The following is a 20,130-nucleotide window of genomic DNA, read 5'->3' as shown; positions in this document are numbered from 1 at the left end:
GGCGGGGAATCAAGCCCGTCCGGCGATTGAGGACGAGCGCGGCAGCGCGATGAACGGGCGACCGGGCGGGTGAGGTGGGGGCGGTGAGGTGGGACGGCCCCCCGCCGGGGGGACAATGGTGCGTGCTTCTGGAATTGTTCAGTCCGTCGGTCCAGCACGCCCTGGACATCGTCGGCATCTTCGTCTTCGCGATCTCCGGCGCCCTCCTCGCCGTACGCAAGAACTTCGACGTCTTCGGCATAGCCGTACTCGCGGAGGTCACGGCCCTGGGCGGCGGACTCTTCCGCGATCTGGTGATCGGCGCGGTGCCCCCGGCCGCCTTCACCGACCTCGGCTACTTCCTCACCCCGCTGCTCGCCGCACTCCTCGTGTTCTTCCTGCACCCGCAGGTCGAACGCACCCAGTTCGCGGTGAACGTCTTCGACGCGGCGGGCCTCGGCCTGTTCTGTGTGACGGGCACCACGAAGGCGTACGACCACGGGCTCGGCCTCACCGCGTCCGCCACCCTCGGCCTGGCCACGGCGGTCGGCGGCGGCGTGCTGCGCGACATCATCGCCAACGAGGTGCCGTCCCTGGTGCGCTGGGACCGTGACCTGTACGCGGTGCCCGCCGTCGTGGGCGCGGCGATCGTCGCCCTGTCCATCCGCTTCGAGGTCCTGAACGGCATCACCACGGCGCTCGCCGTCGTCACCGCGTTCGTCCTGCGGTTGCTCGCGCTGCGCTACCACTGGCGGGCGCCGCGCGCCTGGAACCGCCGGTCCTCGGCGGAGGAGCCCGCAGAAGAAAAAGCTACCGCTTAGTAGTTGTCTGTTGTACGTTGCTGCCATGGCGGAAACGGAAACAGCTGAGGCGCCGACGGCGCGCGCGACGGTGGGGGACAGCGAGTTCGACCGCGACACGGCGGTCACCCTGCGGGAGCCCGGCGTCCACGACGCCGACCTCTCCGCGGGCTGGACCATCGTCAACGCCGTCAACGGCGGCTATCTCCTCGCGGTCGTCGGCCGCGCCCTCGCACAGGCGCTGCCGCACCCCGACCCGTTCACGATCTCCGCGCACTATCTGACGGCGTCCGAGCCGGGTCCCGCCGTCGTGCGCACCGAGACCGTGCGCACCGGGCGCGGGCTCTCCACGGGGCAGGCCTCGCTCGTGCAGTGCGACGCCGACGGCAACGAGGTCGAGCGGCTGCGGGTGCTCGCCTCGTACGGCGACCTCGACGCGCTGCCCGACGACGTGCGCACGTCGGCCGCGCCCCCGTCGATGCCCCCGCCCGAGCACTGCTTCGGCGCCGACGACGCCCCTGCCGACCAGCGCTCCATGCCCGGCTCGTCCGCGATCGCCGACCGGCTGTGGCTGAAGCTGGACCCGGCGACGCTGGGCTGGGCGCTCGGGCAGCCGTCCGGCAAGGGCGAGATGCGGGCGTGGTTCGGGCTCGCCGACGGGCGTCCGGCCGATCCGCTGTCGCTGCTGCTCGCCGTGGACGCGCTGCCGCCGACGGCGTTCGAGATGGGGCTCACCGGGTGGGTGCCGACGGTGGAGCTCACCGTCCACGTCCGCGCGAAGCCCGCTCCGGGGCCGCTCCGCGTCGCCATCTCCACGCGCAACCTGGCCGGCGGCTTCCTGGAGGAGGACGCCGAGGTCTGGGACTCCGCGGACCGCCTGGTCGCCCAGTCCCGCCAGTTGGCCCGCGCCCGCCTCTGACGCGGCCCCACCCGGGCGCTCCCGCTCCCGCTTCCGCAGGGCGCGCCCGTGCTCACCCCGTCAGGCAGACCCCCGCGTAGGAGACCCCGCCCACGACAACCCACGCACACAGCCCCACAAGCCCCACCCGCCCCCCGGTACGCACCAACGACCGGAGGTCGACCGCGCTGCCGAGCCCGAACAACGCCGCGGCGAGCAGCAGTTCCTGACCCACCCCGGCCACGTCGAGAGCGGCGTCCGGCACCCACCCGGTGCTGCGGACGACGACCATCGCCACGAACCCCGCCACGAACAACGGCACCAGAGGCGGGCGCCGCTCACCCGGAACACCCGCACCCGAGCCCGCACCGGCGCCCGCGGCCCGGCGGGCCCGCACCGAGAGCGCCACCCCCGCCACGAGCGGCGCCAGCATCGCCACCCGCATCAGCTTGACGAGGACCCCCTCCCCGAGGGCGTCGCCCCCGGCGGTCTGCGCGGTGGCGACGACCTGCCCCACGTCGTGCACGCTCGCCCCGACCCAGCGCCCGAACTCCGCGTCACTGAGCCCGAGGGGGCCCTGGAGCAGCGGGAGGACGGCGATCGCCAGCGTCCCGCAGAGCGTCACCACGGCCACCGAGACGGCCGTGTCCCGCTCCTCGCTGCGCGAGACGTCGCTGACCGCGCCGATCGCGGACGCCCCGCAGATCGAGTAGCCGGTCGCGATGAGCAGCGGCTGGTCGCCGGGGAGCCCCAGCCTCCGGCCGAGCCACCACGTACCGAAGAACGTCGCGGCGACCACCACCAGGACCATCGCGACGGTTCCCCAGCCCACCCCGAGCACGTCGCGCAGGCTGAGCTTCAGGCCGAGCAGCACCACGCCCACCCGCATCAGCCGCTTCGCCGCGAAGGTGAGTCCGGGCCGGGACCGGCCGCGTACCCACACCCGGGTCCCGGGCAGCTGCGCGGCGGCGAGGCCGAGGACGATGGCGACCGTCAGCATCGGCACTCCGGGCAGCAGCCGGTGGGTCAGCCAGGCCGCCGCGACACCGGCCGCGGCCAGGGCGAGACCGGGCCAGGGCCCCGCGGCCCGTACCCGCGCGGCGGCGACCCGCGCCGGCGCCGTCCTCGGCGGGCGCTGTCCGAGCAGCGCCATCAGCGGTCGGCCGGCAGGTCGTAGACGCGCCGTACGCTGCTGCCGAGCCGCGCGATGTCCGCGCCGTAGACGTGCAGCGATATCGCGCGTCCCGCGCCCGCGTTCCAGACCCGGTGGATGTCACCGGGCGGCGCGAACCCGCACACCGCGCCCTGCGGGTTGACCACGTCCTCGGTGGCGACGAGGTGCGCGGCGGTGCCCGGCCCGGCCGCGGGGACGAGCCGGTAGCGCCGCTCGTGCTCCTCGCCCTCGTGCACGCCGGTCACGCACCACGACACGTGGTCGTGCACCGAGGTGCGCTGACCGGGCAGCCAGACCAGACCGATGAGCGAGAAGCTGCCGTCGCTCTCGGCGTGCAGCAGGTGCTGGCGGTAGCGCTCCGGGTCGCCCTCGCACTGCGCGGGGGTGAGCAGGTCGGCGGCGCCCAGGTGCGGTGCGAGGCGCTCTCCCACCAGGTACGCGGTCAGGTCCGGCGGCAGCCCGCGGCCGACCGCCGCACGGATGTCGTCGACGAGCGCGTCGAGGCGCTCCGTGGTGCGGGTCCTGGTGTGCGTGGTGGGGGTGGTCATACGGGCAGCGTCGGCCCGCGTCATCCATCACGTCCAACGACGGTTTCTTGGCAGAACCTCAAAAATTGCTTATGGACGGGTCCGCGGGCGGCGGCCGGACGGACGGGTGGCTGGACGCGTGGCCGGACGGGTCGCCCGACGGCGGCCGGGCGCGGTCAGCAGCCCACCCGGTTCGTCGCGACCGCCTTCAACTCGTCGAGCACCAGCGCCGTGGCCGGAATGCGCAGGTGCTCGCGGAGCACGTACGCGGACACCTGCCGCCGGGACGCCGGATCGAGAGGGCGGCCGGTGACCGAGCGGTGGCACAGGAAGTTCAGGACGAGGCCGGGCATCATCGCGATGCCGAGCCCCTCCGAGACGAGGCTCTGGATGACGAGGTTGTCGTCGGTGGTGAAGGCGATGTCCGGGGCGAAGCCCTGCTCGGCGCACTCGTGCAGGAAGTTGGCGCGGCAGCGCAGACAGCCCGCTATCCAGCGCTCCTCGGACAGATGGGCGAGCCGCACCGAGCGGCGGCGCGCCATCGGGTGCCGGGTCGGCATCAGGACCGTCAGCTGGTCCTCCATCAGCGGTACCTCGACGACCTCGTCCGGCACCTCCTCGCGCAGCCCCGGATAGGTGAAGGCGAGCGTGACGTCGGCGTCGCCGTGCACCAGGCGCTGCAGGGACTCCGGTGGCTCGTACTCCTGGAGCTCGACGCGGATGCCGCGGTGGGCGCGGGCCAGGCGGGCCAGGGCCTCCGGGATCAGCGTGGCGGTGGCGCTCGGGAAGGCGCAGAGCCGCACCCGGCCGGTGCGCAGGCGCGTGATCGCGTTCATCTGCTGCTGGGCCGCGTCGATGTTGCCGAGGATCACGCCGGCGTGCCGGGACAGCGCCTCACCCGCCTCCGTCAGCCGCATGCGCCGGCCGACCCGGGTGAACAGGACCGTGCCCACGGACCGTTCGAGCGCCTTCATCTGCTGGGTGATCGCGGGCTGCGTATAGCCGAGCGAGCGGGCCGCGGCGGAGTACGAGCCGGTGCGGACCACTTCGTGGAAGGACCTGATGTGCCGGGAGTCGAACACGTCCGAATCATAAGCAAAATTTGGGAACAGCTGAGGAGCCTTTTCCGTCGCTTCTGGATACGGATGGATACGAACGCGCGCGATCCTGTTCCGTGTGAAGTCCGACCGGTTGCTCTCCATCCTCCTGCTGCTCCAGACCCGCGGCACGGTGCCCGCGCACGAGCTCGCGGAGCGCCTCGAAGTGTCCGTGCGCACCATCTACCGCGACGTCGAGGCGCTGTCCGCGGCCGGCGTGCCGGTGTACGCCGAGCGCGGCAGGCACGGCGGGATCGCGCTCATCGACGGCTACCGCACGGATGTCACGGGTCTCACCGCCGACGAGTCCCGCGCCCTGTTCGTGCTCGCGGCGAAGGGCACGCATGCCGCGCTCGGCCTGGACGCGGCGATCGGCTCCGCCCTGCGCAAGGTGATGGCGGCCCTGCCCGCGCCGCACAGGAGCGCCGCCGACCTGACGAGCCGGCGGATCCTCGTCGACGCCACGCGCTGGGAGCGCGGGCCCGGCGCGGGGCTGCCCGTGGACCATCTGGAGACGCTCCAGGAGGCCGTCTTCGCCGACCGGCGGCTGCGCGTGCGCTATGTGCACAGCGGCACCGACACCGAGCGGGAGTACACGCTGGACTCCTACGGCCTCGTCTCCAAGGCCGGTGTCTGGTACCTCGTGGCCGACCGGGACGGGGAGCCGCGGCTGTTCCGCGCCGACCGGGTGCGCGCGGCGCGGCTCACGGACGAGCCCGTGCGCCGCAGAGCCGGTGTCGAGCTCGCCGGTGTCTGGGAGTTCCTGAAGCGGCGGGTGGAGCGCCGCACCGGCGGGATCGAGGTCACGGCCCGGGTGCGCCGGGACCGCTACGGCCGCTTTCTGCGGCTGCACGCGGGCGCGCTCACGGAACTCGTCGACGCGGGCGGCTCGGGCGGCCCGGGTCCCGCGGGTCGTGAGGGCGGCGCGGGACCTGCGGGTCGCGAGGGCGGTGCGGACGACGAGGGCGGCGTGGCGGGCGGCGACGGCGACGGGAGCGGCGGCGGCGCGGGGGAGTGGGTCACCGTGCGCCTCGTCTGTGAGGAGGTGCGTGCGGCCCGCGTCCTGCTCGCCTTCTCCGATGCCGTCGAGGTCCTCTCGCCGCCCGAGGTGCGTGCGGAGCTGGCGCGGGCCGCCGCGGCTGTCAGTGACCTGTACGAGGGCCCGCAGTGAGGAAACGACCGAGCTCCGCCGTGAGTTCCGCGGGCGCGTCCTCCTGTACGAGATGGCCCGCGCCCTCGATCAGGCGCAGCTCGGCGCCGGGGATCAGACCGGCGAGCTCGTGGCCGCGCGCGAGGGGGATCCAGGTGTCCTCGGTGCCCCAGCAGACGAGGACCGGCAGCGCCAGCTCCCCGTACCTGCCCTGGATCTCGTCGGTGAAGCGCTGGTCGTTCTGCGCGATCTGCCGGTAGAACGCGGACTGCCCCGCCGGGGTGCACCAGGGCGCGACGAGCCGGTCCAGGACGGCGGGGTGCAGCCCGCGGTGGCTCGCCGAGCCGACGTACTCCCGGACCATCGCCTCGTGCAGCGCGGGCGGGAGCTGGGCGAAGACGTCCGCGTGCGCGCCGAGCAGCCGGTACGCGGGCGACCCCCAGGGCGCGAGGGCCACCGGGTCGACGACGGCGAGCCGGGCGTAGCGGGCGCCGTGCAGCAGATGGGCCCGCAGCGCCACGCAGCCGCCGAAGTCGTGGGCGACGACGGCCGGGGGCCCGTCCCCGGCGGCCAGGCCCCAGTGCGCGAGGAGTTCGGTGAACACCCGCGCCTGCGCCGCCAGCGAGACGTCCTGGCCGGTCCGCATCTCCGAGGCGCCGTACCCGGGCAGGTCCCAGACGTACACGCGGTGATCGCGGGACAGCGCCCCGGCGATGCCGCGCCACACGTACGACGAGAACGGGGTGCCGTGGACCAGGACGACCGGGGGCGCCCCGGCCGGGCCGAGCGCGGCCCAGCGGACGGCGCCCGATGAGGAGTCGAACGTCTCGGGGAGCGCCCAGTCGGTCAGGCCGGTCGGGATGTTGGTCATGAGCGTAGAGGCTAGTTGCCCCTTACTGTCCCGTCGAGGGCGGCGGGCCGGGTCACCGGTCCGCCGGGGGCGGGGCGTCGAGCCAGTGCCTGCGGCCGAGGCTCACCAGGCGCAGCTGCCGGCGCGCGGTGTCCGTCACCGGCCCCGCGTCGTCGGTCTCCAGGAGCGCGGACGCGGTCATCACCATGTGGTCCACGTACATCCGGGCGAGCATCAGCAGGTCGTCCTCGCTCCAGCCCACCGCCTCCGGCTCCTTGGCGAACTGCGCCGCCACCTCCCGCGCGAACAGCGCCAGTTGCGCGCCTATGGCCTCGCGCACCCGGCGGACGCCGCCGTGCTGCTCCCGCGCGATGAAGCGGGCGTGCGCGGGGTACGCGCGCACGTAGGCGACGATCAACTCGACGGCTGCCGCGATGCGTTCCTCGCCGTCGCCCTCGCCGGTCGCCGCGAGCGTGGCGACGAGCGTCGTGTGCAGGCTGCCGAGCGCCTCCTCGACCAGTGCCACGCCCAGGTCGGCGATGTCGCGGAAGTGCCGGTAGAAGGCCGTGGGGGCCACCCCCACGGCCCGGGTCACCTCGCGCAGCCCGAGGCTGGACAGGCTCTGCTCCGCCAGCAGGCGCAGGGCCGCGTCGAGGAGTGCCTGCCGGGTCCGCAGCTTCTGGGCCTGCCGGGCGCCCGGGGTCGGGGCCGGATCGCCGAGGGTGTGACTCATGCCATGCAGTTAACAACTGTTCTCCGAGTTTTGGAAGCCGTGGAGGGAGTAGACTCCATAGTCAGTGAACAGTTGTAACCACAGTCGTTCACCGAAGTGTCGTCCACAGTGACCCGCACACGGGAGGCATCGTCACCATGCTGTTCCTCGTCGCCGCACTGCTGCTCCTGGGCGTCGCCATGGGGACCGTGGCGCACGCACCGCTGTCCGTCACGCTCGTGATGGCCGCCGTCATCGGCGCCTGGCTGCTGATCTTCACGGTGCGCGAGCGCCACGCACGCCACCGCTGACCCGTCCGTTCCGTACGACGTCCGATCCGTCCCCGAGGAGTCGCACCATGGAACTCACCGCTACGGCAACCGACACACGTCGTGCCGACGAACGGCCCACCGACGAACGGCCCACCGGCACGCAGTCGGCCGACGCTCGCTCCGCTGAGGCCCAGTCCGCAGACGCGCAGTCCGCCGGAACGCGGTCCGTCGACGCGCGGTCCGTTGACACGCGCTCCGCTGACACGCGCTCCGCTGACACGCGCTCCGTCGACACGCGGTCCGTCGACACGCGGCCCACCGGTCGGCGGGACACCGACGGCATGGCCGTGGCCGCCTTCGTCCTCGGCCTTCTCGGGCTGCTCGTCCTGAACATCGTCCTCGGCCCGATCGCCATCGTCCTGGCGTCGATCGCCCTGTGGCGCGGCACGGCCCGCCGCGGCCGCGCCCTCCTCGGTCTCGGTCTCGGCGTGGCCGACCTCGTCGTCCTCGTCACCCTGATGTCCATGGACAACACGGTGTCCTGGAGCCTCGGGCTCTGACCGCGAGGTCGGGCGCGCTGTCCACGGTCCGTAGAATCGGGGCCACCATGGCCTACCTCGACCACGCCGCGACCACCCCGATGCTCCCGGAAGCGATCTCGGCGATGACCGCCAAGCTCGCCGTCACCGGCAACGCCTCCTCGCTGCACGCGGCGGGCCGCCGGGCACGCCGCACCGTCGAGGAGGCCCGCGAGACGCTGGCCGAGTCGCTCGGCGCCCGCCCCAGCGAGGTGGTTCTCACCTCCGGCGGCACCGAGGCCGACAACCTCGCCGTGAAGGGCCTGTACTGGGCGCGGCGCGCGGGCAAGGACGGCGGACCGCCCCGCGCCCGGGTCCTGGCCAGCCCCGTCGAGCACCACGCCGTGCTCGACGCGGTGGACTGGCTCGGCGAGCACGAGGGCGCCACCGTCGAGTACCTCCCCGTCGACGCGCACGGCCGCGTGCACCCCGAAGCGCTGCGCGAGGCCATCGCCCGCAACCCCGACGACGTGGCGCTCGCCACCGTCATGTGGGCCAACAACGAGATCGGCACCCTGCAACCGGTACGGGAACTGGCCGACGTCTGCGCCGAGTTCGACGTCCCGCTGCACGCCGACGCCGTGCAGGCCTTCGGGCAGGTGCCCGTCGACTTCGCCGCCTCCGGGCTCGCCGCCATGACCGTGTCCGGGCACAAGATCGGCGGTCCGTACGGTATCGGCGCGCTGCTCCTCGGCCGCGCGTACAGCCCCGTGCCCGTGCTGCACGGCGGCGGCCAGGAGCGGCATGTGCGCTCCGGCACCCTGGACGTGCCCGCGGTCGCCGCGTTCGCCGTCGCCGGGCAGCTCGCCGCCGAGCGGCGGGAGTGGTTCGCCCGCGAGATCGGCGCGCTCCGCGAGGAACTGGTCGCGGCCGTCCGCGCCGCCGTCCCCGACGCGCTCCTCGGCGGCGACCCGGACCCGGCGGGACGGCTCCCGGCCAACGCCCACTTCACCTTCCCCGGCTGCGAGGGCGACTCGCTGCTGCTCCTGCTCGACGCCCAGGGCATCGAGTGCTCCACGGGCTCGGCGTGCACCGCGGGTGTCGCCCAGCCGAGCCACGTACTCCTCGCCACCGGCACGGACCCGGACCTGGCCCGCGGGACGCTCCGCTTCTCGCTCGGCCACACGTCGACGCGGGCGGACGTGGAGGCGGTGGCGGAGGCGATCGGCCCGGCGGTGGAACGCGCCCGCACGGCGGGCCTGAGCTAGCTGCTTGCTTCCAGGCCCGCTGGTGGATCTCAGCCCCTCCGGCGTTTGAGCAGCGGGGTCCGGGGCGGAGCCCCGGGAGCGGGAAGGGGCGGGATCGGGGGCTCCCAGCCGGGCCGCACACCCGCACACCCGCACCCACCCACCCGTGCGCCCACCCGCCCGGGCCAGGGGCTACGCAGGCGTACCGGTGGCCCGAGCGGGCTTCCGGTCCCGCTCCCGCCGCACAAGCCGCATATACCGCTCCCAGTCCCAGTGCGGCCCGGGATCCGTGTGATCCGTCCCCTCCACCTCCACGTGCCCGATGATGTGCTCCCGGTCCACCGGTATGTCGTACCGCCGGCAGATCCCGGCGGTGAGCGCCGCCGAGGAGGCGTACATGGCGTGGGTGAACGACGACTTCCGGTCGACGAACCCCTCGTGCTCGATGCCCACGCTGCGCTCGTTCATGGCGCGGTTGCCCGCGTGGAAGGCCACGTCGAGCTCGCGGATCATCTGGGCGACGTGCCCGTCCTTGCGGACCACGTAGTGCGTGGCCGCGCCGTGCCCGGGGTCCCTGAAGACGCGCAGCGCCGTGCGGTACTCGCCCTGGACGACGTGGATGACGACGCGGTCGATGTCGTAGTCGGCGGGGCGGTCGGCCCGGCGCCAGTTCGCCCCCGACGCCGCTATCCACTGGGCGCCGCGGGCGTCGACCACGCCGTCCTCGCGGGGTGTGGAGATCCGCGGCCGGTGCCCCCACAGCCGGCCGAGCTCGTCGTGGCCGAGCACCAGGGCGCCGAGCCCGACGGCGGCGCCGCCGAGGAGCAGGGCGCGGCGGGCCGTGCCGCGGCCCTCGGCCGGCTCCGCGCCGTGTGTGCTTCCGGTGTCCCTCGTCCCCGAGGTGTCCTCTGCCCCCATGTGATCCTCAACGCTTACTCACGCGCGCCCGGTTCCCGGGGACCCGTACCCTGTTAGGGCTATGACTTCGCAGATCCCGTCGGCCCCGCCGCGCACCAGCCGCCCGCTCCGCGTCCTCGCCGCCATGTCCGGCGGCGTGGACTCCGCCGTCGCCGCCGCCCGAGCCGCCGAGGCCGGGCACGACGTGACCGGTGTGCATCTGGCGCTCTCGGCGAACCCGCAGTCGTTCCGCACGGGCGCGCGCGGCTGCTGCACCATCGAGGACTCGCGGGACGCCCGCCGTGCGGCGGACGTCATCGGCATCCCGTTCTACGTGTGGGACCTCGCCGAGCGCTTCCGTGAGGACGTGGTCGAGGACTTCGTCGCGGAGTACGAGGCGGGGCGCACCCCGAACCCGTGCCTGCGCTGCAACGAGAAGATCAAGTTCGCCGCGCTCCTGGACAAGGCCCTGGCGCTGGGCTTCGACGCGGTGTGCACGGGCCACTACGCGCAGGTGGTCGTGGACGAGAACGGCGAGCGAGAGCTGCACCGGGCGTCCGACATGGCGAAGGACCAGAGCTACGTCCTGGGAGTCCTGGACGACCGCCAACTGGCCCACGCGATGTTCCCCCTGGGCGACACGGTCACGACCAAGGACGAGATCCGCGCGGAGGCCGAGCGCCGCGGCCTGGCCGTCGCCAAGAAGCCCGACAGCCACGACATCTGCTTCATCGCGGACGGCGACACCCAGGGCTTCCTGGCCGCGCGCCTCGGCAAGGCGGAGGGCGACATCGTGGACGAGTCCGGGACGGTCCTGGGCACCCACGAGGGCGCGTACGGCTTCACGATCGGCCAGCGCAAGGGCCTGCGCATCGGCACGCCCGCGCCCGACGGCAAGCCGCGCTACGTCCTGGACATCTCCCCGGTGGACAACACCGTCACGGTCGGCCCCGCCGCGGGCCTCGACGTGACCGCCCTGACGGCCGTCAGGCCCCGCTGGTGCGGCGCCGCCCCCACCGGAGCGGGCACCTACACCGCCCAGCTGCGCGCCCACGGCGGCGAGACCGAGGTGACCGCCGAACCGGTCGACGGCACTCTGCACGTCACGTTCACCGAGCCGGTGCGCGGCGTGGCGCCCGGCCAGGCGATCGTCCTGTACGACGGTTCGCGCGTGGTGGGCTCGGCGACGATCGCCACCACCCAGCGGGCGGCCGCCGCCGTCTGAATCCTCTGAGGCTGGCCCCGCAGATCGCGGCGTCACACTGTGGCTACAGCGGGCTACCACTTATCCGGTTAAGTGGTTAGCCGCTAAGTTGCTGGAATCGGTGCACGTAACGACAGGAGTCTGCTCCTGTCTCCGGGAGGACGACGGTGCTGCTGCGTTTCAGGGTGGCCAATCACCGCTCGATCCGGGACGAGTGCCAGCTCGGCTTGGTGCCGGCGGTCCCTTACGCGGGCGGCGCGCTCCGTACGGATCTGCGGGACGAGGACCGCGAGGTGACGGTCCTGCCCGTGACCGGCATCTTCGGAGCGAACGCCTCGGGCTAGTCCAACCTGCTCCTCGCCCTGCACGACATGCGGCAGGCCGTACGCACGTCCTTCGCGGAATGGGCGACGCGCCCGGGAGTGCCGCGCCGCCCCTTCAAACTCGACCCCTCGTGTTCCGACGAGACCACCCTCTTCGAAGTCGACCTCGCACTCGGCAGACGACCCGTGCGCTACACGTACGGCTTCGAGCTGTCGGACGAGCGGGTCGAGGCGGAGTGGCTGCACGCCTACCTCGACGGCACCCGGGTGGTCTGGTTCGACAGGGAGGCCGACCGGCCCGACGACGAGGGCGGCGAGTTCGTCTTCCCCGGGGTGGACAGCCAGGAAGGTCCCGCGTTCCGGGGCCGTCGCGACGACCTGGTGGCGCTCACCCGGCCGAACGCCCTCTTCCTCTCCACGGCGGCCACACTGAACGACCCGCAGCTGAGCGAGCTGTACCGCTGGTTCCTCGACAATCTGCTGCTGGTCACCCCCGACGAGAGCGTCGCCGAGCGCACCGCGTGGACCCAGCGGATGCTCGGTGCGCCCAAGCCGCACCACTCCCACAAGAGCGGCGGTGCGCCCGCCCCGCACGGCAGCGAGCAGCCCTCGGGCCTGGGGGACCTCGACCGGCTGACCGGCCTGCTCGCCATCGCGGACCTGGGCCTCACCGGCGTCGACGTCGACCCGGTCACGGGAGAGCTCGCGCTGCGCCACCGCACCCCCGACGGGACCTAGGAGACCCTGGACTTCCGTACCGAGGAGTCCCTGGGCACGCTCGCGTGGTTCGCCTTCCTCGGCCCGATGCTGACGGCCCTGGACCGGGGGACGACCCTCCTCGTCGACGAACTCGACTCCAGCCTGCACCCCACCCTCGCCGCCGAAGTCGTACGGATCTTCCAGGACCCCGAAGCGAATCCGCACCGGGCGCAACTGGTCTTCACCACGCACGACGCGACACTGCTCGGTGACGCCGTGCTGGAGCGCCCGCTGGCCGCCGAGCAAGTGTGGATCACGGTGAAGCGGTCCACCGGCCAGACCGAGCTGTACCCGCTCACGGCGGCACGCCCGGACCCCGATGAGGACTTGGAGCGCGGCTACCTGCGCGGCCGGTACGGTGGCGCTCCCAGGGTGACTCCGGGCGAGATCGCCAGGGAACTGTAGAGCGTCATGGGCGCGCGCGCCGCTGCCCTCCAGGGCAGGGTCGGTACGGCGATCGGCCACGCCCGGGGCCTGCTGGCGCAGTGCGAACACGGGGCGTGCAAGGCGGGGCAGGCCACCATCGTCACCCCGAGGAGGCCAGAAGGTGCCGTGGTAGCGCCGAGCCCGAAGTCGCCCGAGCGGTGGGCGGCCCGCTCGGGACACGCGCCGAGCTGCCCGGTCCTGAACCGTGACCCGTCCACCGACGTCTGGCGCCTCTAGGTGAGCCTGGGAATCACGCAGGACGACTGGAAGTAGATGGCTATCGCGTGGGACTGCTTGTTCCGGACAGAGGTGACGCCTCCGACTGCACCGTCCGTATGAGCGCCAGCAGGGCGCGCCGGCCTGTTGTCAGCACGGTGGCTGGGCTGTCGCTTTCGCGGAGTGCGATGCCGTCCGCTGTCGCGGCGACCTCGACGCAGTTGTTGCCGCCACCGCCGCAGAACGACGATCGCTGCCACTCGACTTCGGTCATGACGTCCGGTCCTCTCATAGTTCGCGGGCAATGGACCGGATGAGCTTCTGCGACTCCTCAGAGGACAGCGCGGACTGCTCCATCAGGTCGAGAAGGGAACGATAGTTCGCGAGCGGTGTCGGGGCATCCACGAAGTGCGCGCCCAACGCCGTGTCCAACTGGACTGTGTCCAGCTGCTGTACGGGTCCCTCGGCATACAGGACTGACTGCCCCGCGCCGTGGAAGCCGCCTGCACTGAAAGGGATGACGAGGAGGGTGACGCTGTCGCGCTCAGAAGCGTCAGCCAAGTAGTTCAGTTGAGCACGTGCCACGTCTCTGCCGCCGAACTCCAGCCGCAGGGCCACTTCGTGGATGATTCCGATGTATGGAGTCGGGTTCTCCCCGGTGAGAATCTTCTGTCGCCCGAGCCGGTGGGCAATGCGTAGCTCGACTTCGAGACGTGACAGTCGCGGCACCGTCAGCTCGAAGATCGCCCGAGCGTGATCCTCGGTCTGGAACAGGCCGGGCAGATGCACTGTCTGCGCTGTGCGGATGCGCGTGGCGTAGTGCTCTACCTCCGAGATTTCGAGATGACCTTCCGGGATCTTGCCTCGGTACTCGTCCCACCAGTGACTCGGCCGCCGTGGTCCGGTCATGGACGTGAGTGCGTCGATCAGGGCCAGGTCGGGGCATCGGTACGCGCTTGCCAGTTGGCGTACGCGCTCCTCGCTCAAGCCCGTTCGTGTCGCCTCGATGTTGGAGATCATCGTTCGGTCGACGCCGAGCGTGGAGGCGGCTTGTTGCACGGTGATGCCTGCCTGCTCCCGCATGCGACGCATCTCCGCTGCGAGTCGGCGGTGGCGAGCGGTGGGTGCGTTTCGTGGAGCCATGAGTCCTCTCTCGGGCGCGCGGACAGTGTGGCAGCACCGACAGATAGGGGTCTAGTGAGTCACACACTTCGCCACTCGTAAGTGGAAAGTGGCTCACATGTGATGCGGAATGGTCCTACAGTGTGGCTCGCGCCGCACACTCCGCCGCAAACAGGAAGCGCGCCGCCCCTTCCCTCGGGGCAGCGCTAGCCGCGTTAAGGCCACCTGCAACAGGGAAACCGCAACGCCCCCGGCGCGCCCCATCCTCTCGGCACGACCGCGCACCCCAGGAGGTGCCACCGTGAAATCGGACCAGCGTCAGGAACAAGGCCCGACCGCTCCCGCGGACAACGGGACCCCGTCATCCCCCATCCCCTGCCTGCTCCCCAGGCAACTCCACCCCCAGCCCCTCCCCTTCACCGACCCCTGGCACTACGAACTTCACTTCCCCTGCGACCCGCGAGGCCCCCGCATCGCTCGCGTCACCCTGCGCGCCGTCCTCGATGCCCATGGGCTTACCGATCTCACCGATCGCGCCGAACTCCTTGCCTCGGAGCTGGCCACCAACTCCGTACGGCACACCAAGGGCCCCGTGTCCGTACGCCTTCAGTGGCTGCACCCTGTACTGCGGGTCGGCGTGTGGGACACGAGCCCCGAGCAGCCGTCCACACGGTGCGCGCAGGCCGGGCTGCACGCCGAAGGCGGGCGCGGGATACTGATCCTCGACATGGTCGCCGACCGGTGGGGCGGCTACCCGATAGGGGCGCGACCGCGCGGGCCGGGCGGCAAGACGGTCTGGTTCGAACTGGCCCTGTCCGGGGGGTGAGTTCGCTTTCGACCGGCAGGGTGGCGGGGAAATTGGTCCCATGAGTCAGAGCCCCGGCACCCCGGACTTCAATGGCCTCGACTGGATACGGGCCGTCCCCGAAGGCGGAACCGAGCACGGGCCAGGCCCGTGGATCGAGGTCGCCTTCGGGGACGGCGACGCCGTGTACCTGCGGGAGAGCGACGACCCCGGCACCGTCGTGACCACCACACGGCAGAAGTGGGACGCGTTCGTACGGGGCGTGCAGGCGGGGGAGTTCGACCACTTCGTGGAAGACGCCTGCCGCTGAAAGTCAGGGGACCGTCAGGACGATCTTGCCCTGGGTGCGGCCCAGTTCGCCGAGCTCGTGCGCCTTCGCCGCCTCCGCGAGGGGCAGCGTCGCGGCGATCTCCGGGCGCAGGCTGCCCTCGGTGACGAGGCGGGCGATCTCCAGCATGCCGTGCCGGTCCGGTTCCACGACCGTCCAGCCCGCGTGGACGCCGAGCTCACGCGCCCGCTCGGGGTCGGGCAGACCGCCGGGGTCGGGGAGCGTCACCAGGTGGCCGCCGCGGCGAAGGACGGGCAGCGAGCGGTCGCCGTACTCCCCGCCGACGCCGTCCAGGACCACGTCCACGTCCCGTACGGCCTCCGCGAAGTCCGTCGCGGTGTAGTCGATCAGCTCGTCCGCGCCGAGCGAGCGCAGGAAGTCGTGCTTGTCGGCGCGCGCCGTCCCGATGACGTACGCGCCCTGCGCCTTGGCGATCTGCACGGCGAGGTGGCCGACGCCGCCCGCTGCCGCGTGGATCAGGACGCGCTGCCCGGCGCGGAGACCGGCCGTCTCGATCAGGCCCTGCCAGGCCGTGAGCGCCGCGAGCGGCAGCGCAGCCGCGCCCACGTGATCGATGTTCCCGGGCTTGCGGGCGAAGCGCCGCGCGGGAGCGGTCACGTACTCGGCGTAGCCGCCCGCCTGCTCCGGGAAGCGCGGCATGCCGAACACCTCGTCGCCGGGCTCGAACAGGGTCACTCCGGGGCCCACGGCCTCGACCGTGCCGGACACGTCGTACCCGAGGATCGGGGTGTCGCCCCAGGTGCCGAACGCACCCGCGGCGCGCGTCTTCCAGTCGACCGGGTTCACACCGGCCGCGTGCACCTTGACCAGGATCTCCGTGAGACCCGGCGCGGGGCGGTCCACCTCCACGGGGACCAGGACGTCGGGGGCACCCCACGCGCGCGGGCTGACGGCACGCATGGTGGTCGTGGGCAGGCTCATTGGTCTTGTCCTCTCTGCTGAGCGGCCCTCAGCGTGCGCCAACGAGCGTTCCCGCGGTGCTGGCAGTTTGGCCATGATGTGACAGGATCTGGCCATGGCCTCCCGCACCGCGCACCGTGTCGTCGTCCTCGCCCTCGACGGCGTGTACGCCTTCGAGCTGGGCATCCCCGCACGGGTCTTCGGCGCCGCGGCGGACGGCGCCGGGCACCCGCTCTACGACGTCGCCGTGTGCACGGTGGACGGCGGCGCCGTGCGCACCGACGCGGGCTTCTCGCTCACCGGCGGGACCGGCCCCAAGGCCCTGGAGGGTGCCGACACCGTCGTGATCCCGCCCACCCGCGTCCTCGACCGGGGGCTGCCCGGCGGCGCGCTCCCGGAGGCGGTGGCGGGGGCGCTCGGCCGGATCAGGCCCGGGGCGCGGCTCGTGTCGTTCTGCAGCGCCTCGTACGTCCTGGCGGCCGCGGGGCTCCTGGACGGGCGCCCCGCGACGACCCACTGGCACCTCGCCCCGCACTTCCAGCGCAGCTACCCGCGCGTGCGTGTCGATGAGGACGTGCTGTTCGTGGACGACGGCGACGTGCTCACCTCGGCCGGTGTCGCCGCGGGCATCGACCTGTGCCTGCACCTCGTGCGCCGCGACCACGGCAGCGCCGTCGCCAACCAGGTCGCCCGCGCGTGCGTGGTGCCGCCCTGGCGGGACGGCGGACAGGCCCAGTACATCGAACGGCCCGTCCCGGAACCCACGCTCGCCACGACGGCGGCCACGCGCGCGTGGGCCCTGGAACGGCTCCAGGAACCGCTGACCCTCGGAGAGCTCGCCGGGCACGCGCGCATGAGCCTGCGCACGTTCACACGCCGCTTCCGCGACGAGGTGGGCACCACACCGGGCCGCTGGCTCACCGCCCAGCGCCTCGAACTCGCCCGCCACCTCCTGGAGACCAGCGACCTGCCCATCGACCTGGTGGCCCACCGCGCGGGCTTCGGCACCGCCAACTCGCTGCGTCAGCACATGCGTTCCGTCCTCGGCGTGTCACCCGCCGCCTACCGCAGGACGTTCGCCGCGACGGCCGCCTAGAGGCCGTCCGGAGTGGCTACGCCGCCGGGACCTCCGTCACCTCGTAGAAGCAGAAGTGGTCCTTGATCTGGGCCACGTCCGGCTTCGGCTCGGGGTACGCCCACACGGTGTCCGCCGCGTCCGGCAGCGACCAGTAGGACGCGGTGCCCTTGAAGGGGCAGTACGTGTGCGTGTCCGACGGTGTCAGCAGGTCCGTGCGCACATCCTCCGGAGGCAGGTAGTAGCGCACCGGGCAGCCCGTCTCGCGCAGCACCAGCGGACGCGTGGAATCGGCCACCACCTGGCCGCCGTGCTCCACGCGCACGTGCTGGGTGCCCTGCTCGACCGTGATGCGGTGTCCTTCGGCCATGACGCTGCCCCTTCCGGAGGTCCTGTGACGGCTGCTGCCGCTCGTCTTCCCGCAGTGTGCTGGTGCGCTCACCTTCGCGCAGTGCGCTCACCTTCCTACAGTGTCGGTGCCGGAAAGTACCGTGGGGCCATGAACATCTGCGTCTTCCTATCCGCCGCCGACCTGCCCGAGCGCTACACCCGCCCCGCCCGCGAGTTCGCCGAGCTGCTCGGCAGGGGTGGGCACGCGTTGGTGTGGGGCGGTTCGGACGTCGGCCTGATGAAGGTCGTGGCGGACGGCGTGGAGGCGGCGGGCGGGCGGCTCGTCGGCGTCTCCGTCGACTTCCTCGCTGCCAAGGCGCGCCCCGGCGTGCAGGAGATGGTGATCGCCAAGGACCTCGCCGAGCGCAAGGCCCTGCTCCTGGAGAAGGCCGACGCCGTGGTCGTCATGGTCGGCGGCACCGGCACCCTCGACGAGGCCACCGACATCCTGGAGCTGAAGAAGCACGGCAGGACGACAAAGCCGGTGGTGCTGCTCAACTCAGCCGGCTTTTACGACGGGTTGAAGGAGCAGTTCCGCCGCATGGAGGACGAGGGCTTCCTGCCGGTGCCCCTGACCGATCTGGTCTTCTTCGCGGAGGAGCCGGTCGGCGCCCTCGCCTACCTGGAGGAGGCCATGGGCACGCGCTGACCCCCGCGGCGCCGGGCGCGGCGCCTCCCGCGCCGACCGAGGCGTCCGCCGCCACCGGCCGGAATGCGACCATAAGCGCATGGCAACTCATGTGATCACCGGGGCGGGCTCCGGCATCGGCGCGGCCGTCGCCCGCCGCCTCCACGCGCGCGGCGACGCGCTCGTGCTGCACGCGCGCGACGCGGGCCGCGCCAAGGAGCTCGCCGCCGAGTACCCCGGCGCCGACACCCTCGTCGGCGACCTCTCGGACCCCGACAAGCTCTCCTGGGCCTTCTCGCACCAGAGCCTCCCCGACCGCGTCGACTCGCTGCTGCACATCGCGGGCGTCGTCGACCTCGGCCCCGTCGGCGAGCTCACCCCGAAGTCCTGGCGGCACCAGCTCAACGTGAACCTGATCGCGCCCGCCGAGCTGACCCGGCACTTCCTGCCGCAGCTCCGCGTGGCCCAGGGTCATGTGATCTTCGTGAACTCCGGCGCCGGGCTGCGCGCGAGCGCCGAATGGTCCGCGTACGCGGCCTCCAAGCACGGCCTGAAGGCCCTCGCGGACTCCCTGCGCCACGAGGAGCACGGCAACGGCGTACGCGTCACCTCCGTCTATCCGGGCCGCACGGCGAGCGCCATGCAGGCCAAGGTGCACCAGCAGGAGGGCAAGGAGTACGACCCGGGGCAGTGGATCGACCCCGAGTCGGTGGCCACGACCATCCTGATGGCCCTCGACCTGCCCCGCGACGCCGAGGTCAACGACCTGACGGTGCGGCCGGGACGGTGAGCGCAGCGGTGAGCACGATGGCGTGGGGCGGCGCCACCGGCGTCGGATCGATGCCCGGCGGCGACGCCCGCGAGACCGCGAAGACCGTCACCGGCACCTACGAGGACGCCGGCGGGGGCCTGCCGTACCTGGCGGAGCTGCCCGCCCGCGGTCCCGGCGCCGACATGATCGGCCGCACTGCCGGGCTGCTCGTCGAGGTGTACGCGCGCGTGGAGCCGAGCGGCTGGCGCATCGGCGACCGGCCGGGGCGCGACACGCGCCGCGCGGCGTCCTGGCTCGGCGAGGACCTCGACGCCCTGGAGGAGTTCACGCAGGGGTACGAGGGCCCGCTCAAGGTCCAGGCCGTCGGCCCGTGGACCCTCGCGGCGGCCCTGGAGCTGCGGAACGGCGAGGCCGCCCTCTCGGACCTCGGCGCCTGCCGCGACCTGGCCGGATCCCTCGCCGAAGGCCTGCGGGCCCACCTCGCCGAGGTCGGCAGGCGGGTGCCGGGCGCCCAGCTCGTCCTCCAGCTCGACGAGCCCTCCCTCACCGCCGTGCTGCGCGGGCAGATCAAGACGGCCAGCCAGTACCGCACGCACCGCGCCGTGGACCGCCAGCTCGTCGAGAGCGCGCTGCGCGACGTCATGGCCGTCCACGACGGACCTGTGGCGGTCCACTCCTGCGCGCCCGACGTCCCCTTCGCGCTCCTGCGCCGGGCCGGCGCGGACGCCGTGTCGTTCGACTTCGCCCTGCTCACCGAGCGTGACGACGAGGTGATCGGTGAGGCCGTCGAAGCGGGCACGAAGCTGTTCGCCGGTGTCGTGCCGGGCACCGACGGACCATTGTCAGACCCTGCCGGTAGCGTCATGGGTGTCAGGACGCTGTGGCGCAGGTTGGGGCTGAATCCGGGGACCCTCGCGGAGTCGGTCACGGTCACCCCGTCGTGCGGTCTCGCGGGCGCCTCGCCGGCGTACGCCCGCGCGGCGCTCGCCCACTGCGCCCGGGCGGCGAGATCACTCGCGGACAACCCTGAGTAACGGGTC

General features: G+C 72.7%; 26 protein-coding genes. 16 read left to right on the top strand and 10 right to left on the bottom strand.

Going from position 1 to position 20,130, the window contains the following annotated elements:
- The first annotated feature begins 122 nt into the window (after nucleotides 1-122).
- Both GPA10_RS35100 and GPA10_RS35095 read left to right on the top strand, forming a co-directional pair.
- On the top strand, nucleotides 123-800 hold the full coding sequence (locus GPA10_RS35100) for a trimeric intracellular cation channel family protein (protein WP_343041666.1): 678 nt from the start codon (nucleotides 123-125) through the stop codon (nucleotides 798-800).
- A 25-nt stretch (nucleotides 801-825) separates the two neighbouring features.
- Nucleotides 826-1,698, top strand: a complete 873-nt coding sequence (locus GPA10_RS35095) for a thioesterase family protein (protein WP_058850829.1) — start codon at nucleotides 826-828, stop codon at nucleotides 1,696-1,698.
- Between the two features lie 52 nt (nucleotides 1,699-1,750).
- Here GPA10_RS35095 and GPA10_RS35090 read toward each other — a convergent pair whose 3' ends face one another.
- The 3 genes from GPA10_RS35090 to GPA10_RS35080 form a co-directional block, all read right to left on the bottom strand.
- A complete protein-coding gene (locus tag GPA10_RS35090; protein ID WP_157168967.1) occupies nucleotides 1,751-2,830 on the bottom strand; it encodes a YeiH family protein in 1,080 nt (359 codons plus the stop codon).
- Nucleotides 2,830-3,399, bottom strand: coding sequence for a cysteine dioxygenase family protein (locus tag GPA10_RS35085; RefSeq protein WP_157168966.1), 570 nt, complete (start codon nucleotides 3,397-3,399; stop codon nucleotides 2,830-2,832). The genes GPA10_RS35090 and GPA10_RS35085 overlap by 1 nt, the downstream gene beginning before the upstream one ends.
- A gap of 155 nt (nucleotides 3,400-3,554) precedes the next feature.
- A complete protein-coding gene (locus GPA10_RS35080; protein WP_058850826.1) occupies nucleotides 3,555-4,460 on the bottom strand; it encodes a LysR family transcriptional regulator in 906 nt (301 codons plus the stop codon).
- Between the two features lie 94 nt (nucleotides 4,461-4,554).
- On the opposite strand from GPA10_RS35080, the gene GPA10_RS35075 reads away from it, so the two are divergent.
- Nucleotides 4,555-5,646, top strand: coding sequence for a helix-turn-helix transcriptional regulator (locus GPA10_RS35075; RefSeq protein WP_343041665.1), 1,092 nt, complete (start codon nucleotides 4,555-4,557; stop codon nucleotides 5,644-5,646).
- Here GPA10_RS35075 and GPA10_RS35070 read toward each other — a convergent pair.
- Nucleotides 5,618-6,496 carry an alpha/beta fold hydrolase gene (locus GPA10_RS35070; protein WP_157168965.1) on the bottom strand — a complete coding sequence of 293 codons (879 nt, stop codon included), beginning with the start codon at nucleotides 6,494-6,496 and terminating at the stop codon, nucleotides 5,618-5,620. The two genes, GPA10_RS35075 and GPA10_RS35070, sit on opposite strands and share 29 nt — an antisense overlap.
- Before the next feature lie 52 nt (nucleotides 6,497-6,548).
- The gene (locus GPA10_RS35065) at nucleotides 6,549-7,208 is read right to left on the bottom strand and encodes a TetR family transcriptional regulator (RefSeq protein ID WP_157168964.1); all 660 of its coding nucleotides are present in this window, start codon (nucleotides 7,206-7,208) and stop codon (nucleotides 6,549-6,551) included.
- 137 nt (nucleotides 7,209-7,345) lie between these two features.
- On the opposite strand from GPA10_RS35065, the gene GPA10_RS41950 reads away from it, so the two are divergent.
- The 3 genes from GPA10_RS41950 (at nucleotide 7,346) to GPA10_RS35055 (ending at nucleotide 9,245) form a co-directional block, all read left to right on the top strand.
- On the top strand, nucleotides 7,346-7,498 hold the full coding sequence (locus tag GPA10_RS41950; RefSeq protein ID WP_198351793.1) for a hypothetical protein: 153 nt from the start codon (nucleotides 7,346-7,348) through the stop codon (nucleotides 7,496-7,498).
- Between the two features lie 302 nt (nucleotides 7,499-7,800).
- Entirely contained in the window at nucleotides 7,801-8,019 is a 219-nt protein-coding gene (locus GPA10_RS35060; protein WP_058850875.1) for a hypothetical protein, read from the top strand.
- Between the two features lie 47 nt (nucleotides 8,020-8,066).
- Nucleotides 8,067-9,245, top strand: a complete 1,179-nt coding sequence (locus GPA10_RS35055; protein WP_157168963.1) for a cysteine desulfurase family protein — start codon at nucleotides 8,067-8,069, stop codon at nucleotides 9,243-9,245.
- A 171-nt stretch (nucleotides 9,246-9,416) separates the two neighbouring features.
- On the opposite strand, the gene GPA10_RS35050 is transcribed toward GPA10_RS35055, so the two are convergent.
- Entirely contained in the window at nucleotides 9,417-10,142 is a 726-nt protein-coding gene (locus GPA10_RS35050; RefSeq protein WP_058850821.1) for an N-acetylmuramoyl-L-alanine amidase, read from the bottom strand.
- Between the two features lie 61 nt (nucleotides 10,143-10,203).
- Here GPA10_RS35050 and mnmA point away from each other — a divergent pair, with 61 nt between their 5' ends.
- The 4 genes from mnmA to GPA10_RS43055 all read left to right on the top strand — a co-directional run bounded on the left by mnmA (nucleotide 10,204) and on the right by GPA10_RS43055 (nucleotide 12,812).
- Nucleotides 10,204-11,346, top strand: a complete 1,143-nt coding sequence (gene mnmA, locus GPA10_RS35045; RefSeq protein WP_157168962.1) for a tRNA 2-thiouridine(34) synthase MnmA — start codon at nucleotides 10,204-10,206, stop codon at nucleotides 11,344-11,346.
- Between the two features lie 146 nt (nucleotides 11,347-11,492).
- A complete protein-coding gene (locus tag GPA10_RS43065; RefSeq protein WP_246260330.1) occupies nucleotides 11,493-11,669 on the top strand; it encodes a hypothetical protein in 177 nt (58 codons plus the stop codon).
- Between the two features lie 27 nt (nucleotides 11,670-11,696).
- Nucleotides 11,697-12,386 (top strand): AAA family ATPase, encoded by a 690-nt coding sequence (locus GPA10_RS43060; RefSeq protein ID WP_246260328.1) that lies wholly within the window; start codon nucleotides 11,697-11,699, stop codon nucleotides 12,384-12,386.
- A 6-nt stretch (nucleotides 12,387-12,392) separates the two neighbouring features.
- The gene (locus GPA10_RS43055) at nucleotides 12,393-12,812 is read left to right on the top strand and encodes an AAA family ATPase (protein WP_343041672.1); all 420 of its coding nucleotides are present in this window, start codon (nucleotides 12,393-12,395) and stop codon (nucleotides 12,810-12,812) included.
- Nucleotides 12,813-13,110: 298 nt separating this feature from the next.
- Here the strand turns inward: GPA10_RS43055 and GPA10_RS35035 are convergent, their stop codons facing one another.
- Nucleotides 13,111-13,323: a DUF397 domain-containing protein gene (locus tag GPA10_RS35035; RefSeq protein ID WP_157168961.1), complete on the bottom strand. Its 213-nt coding sequence runs from the start codon at nucleotides 13,321-13,323 to the stop codon at nucleotides 13,111-13,113.
- A 14-nt stretch (nucleotides 13,324-13,337) separates the two neighbouring features.
- Entirely contained in the window at nucleotides 13,338-14,192 is an 855-nt protein-coding gene (locus GPA10_RS35030) for a helix-turn-helix domain-containing protein (RefSeq protein WP_157168960.1), read from the bottom strand.
- Nucleotides 14,193-14,472: 280 nt separating this feature from the next.
- Between GPA10_RS35030 and GPA10_RS43050 the strand changes: the two genes are divergently transcribed.
- Both GPA10_RS43050 and GPA10_RS35020 read left to right on the top strand, forming a co-directional pair.
- On the top strand, nucleotides 14,473-14,997 hold the full coding sequence (locus GPA10_RS43050) for an ATP-binding protein (protein ID WP_343041664.1): 525 nt from the start codon (nucleotides 14,473-14,475) through the stop codon (nucleotides 14,995-14,997).
- 40 nt (nucleotides 14,998-15,037) lie between these two features.
- Nucleotides 15,038-15,286: a DUF397 domain-containing protein gene (locus GPA10_RS35020; protein ID WP_157168958.1), complete on the top strand. Its 249-nt coding sequence runs from the start codon at nucleotides 15,038-15,040 to the stop codon at nucleotides 15,284-15,286.
- 3 nt (nucleotides 15,287-15,289) lie between these two features.
- Here GPA10_RS35020 and GPA10_RS35015 read toward each other — a convergent pair whose 3' ends face one another.
- A complete protein-coding gene (locus tag GPA10_RS35015) occupies nucleotides 15,290-16,246 on the bottom strand; it encodes an NADP-dependent oxidoreductase (protein WP_246260323.1) in 957 nt (318 codons plus the stop codon).
- Between the two features lie 94 nt (nucleotides 16,247-16,340).
- On the opposite strand from GPA10_RS35015, the gene GPA10_RS35010 reads away from it, so the two are divergent.
- Nucleotides 16,341-17,321 (top strand): GlxA family transcriptional regulator, encoded by a 981-nt coding sequence (locus GPA10_RS35010; RefSeq protein ID WP_157168957.1) that lies wholly within the window; start codon nucleotides 16,341-16,343, stop codon nucleotides 17,319-17,321.
- 16 nt (nucleotides 17,322-17,337) lie between these two features.
- On the opposite strand, the gene GPA10_RS35005 is transcribed toward GPA10_RS35010, so the two are convergent.
- A complete protein-coding gene (locus GPA10_RS35005) occupies nucleotides 17,338-17,670 on the bottom strand; it encodes a DUF427 domain-containing protein (protein ID WP_058850814.1) in 333 nt (110 codons plus the stop codon).
- Nucleotides 17,671-17,799: 129 nt separating this feature from the next.
- Between GPA10_RS35005 and GPA10_RS35000 the strand changes: the two genes are divergently transcribed.
- The 3 genes from GPA10_RS35000 to GPA10_RS34990 all read left to right on the top strand — a co-directional run bounded on the left by GPA10_RS35000 (nucleotide 17,800) and on the right by GPA10_RS34990 (nucleotide 20,124).
- Complete coding sequence (locus tag GPA10_RS35000; RefSeq protein WP_058850813.1) at nucleotides 17,800-18,339, top strand: LOG family protein; 540 nt, start codon at nucleotides 17,800-17,802, stop codon at nucleotides 18,337-18,339.
- A 79-nt stretch (nucleotides 18,340-18,418) separates the two neighbouring features.
- Complete coding sequence (locus tag GPA10_RS34995; protein ID WP_079086796.1) at nucleotides 18,419-19,108, top strand: SDR family oxidoreductase; 690 nt, start codon at nucleotides 18,419-18,421, stop codon at nucleotides 19,106-19,108.
- Nucleotides 19,109-19,125: 17 nt separating this feature from the next.
- The gene (locus tag GPA10_RS34990; protein ID WP_157169010.1) at nucleotides 19,126-20,124 is read left to right on the top strand and encodes a methionine synthase; all 999 of its coding nucleotides are present in this window, start codon (nucleotides 19,126-19,128) and stop codon (nucleotides 20,122-20,124) included.
- The last annotated feature ends 6 nt before the right edge of the window (nucleotides 20,125-20,130 follow it).

It is taken from the genome of Streptomyces typhae (assembly GCF_009755605.1).
GTDB classification, from domain to species: Bacteria; Actinomycetota; Actinomycetes; order Streptomycetales; family Streptomycetaceae; genus Streptomyces; species Streptomyces typhae.
The sequence above is the reverse complement of the archived record's forward strand: the minus strand, read 5'-3'. Positions and strand labels throughout refer to the sequence as shown.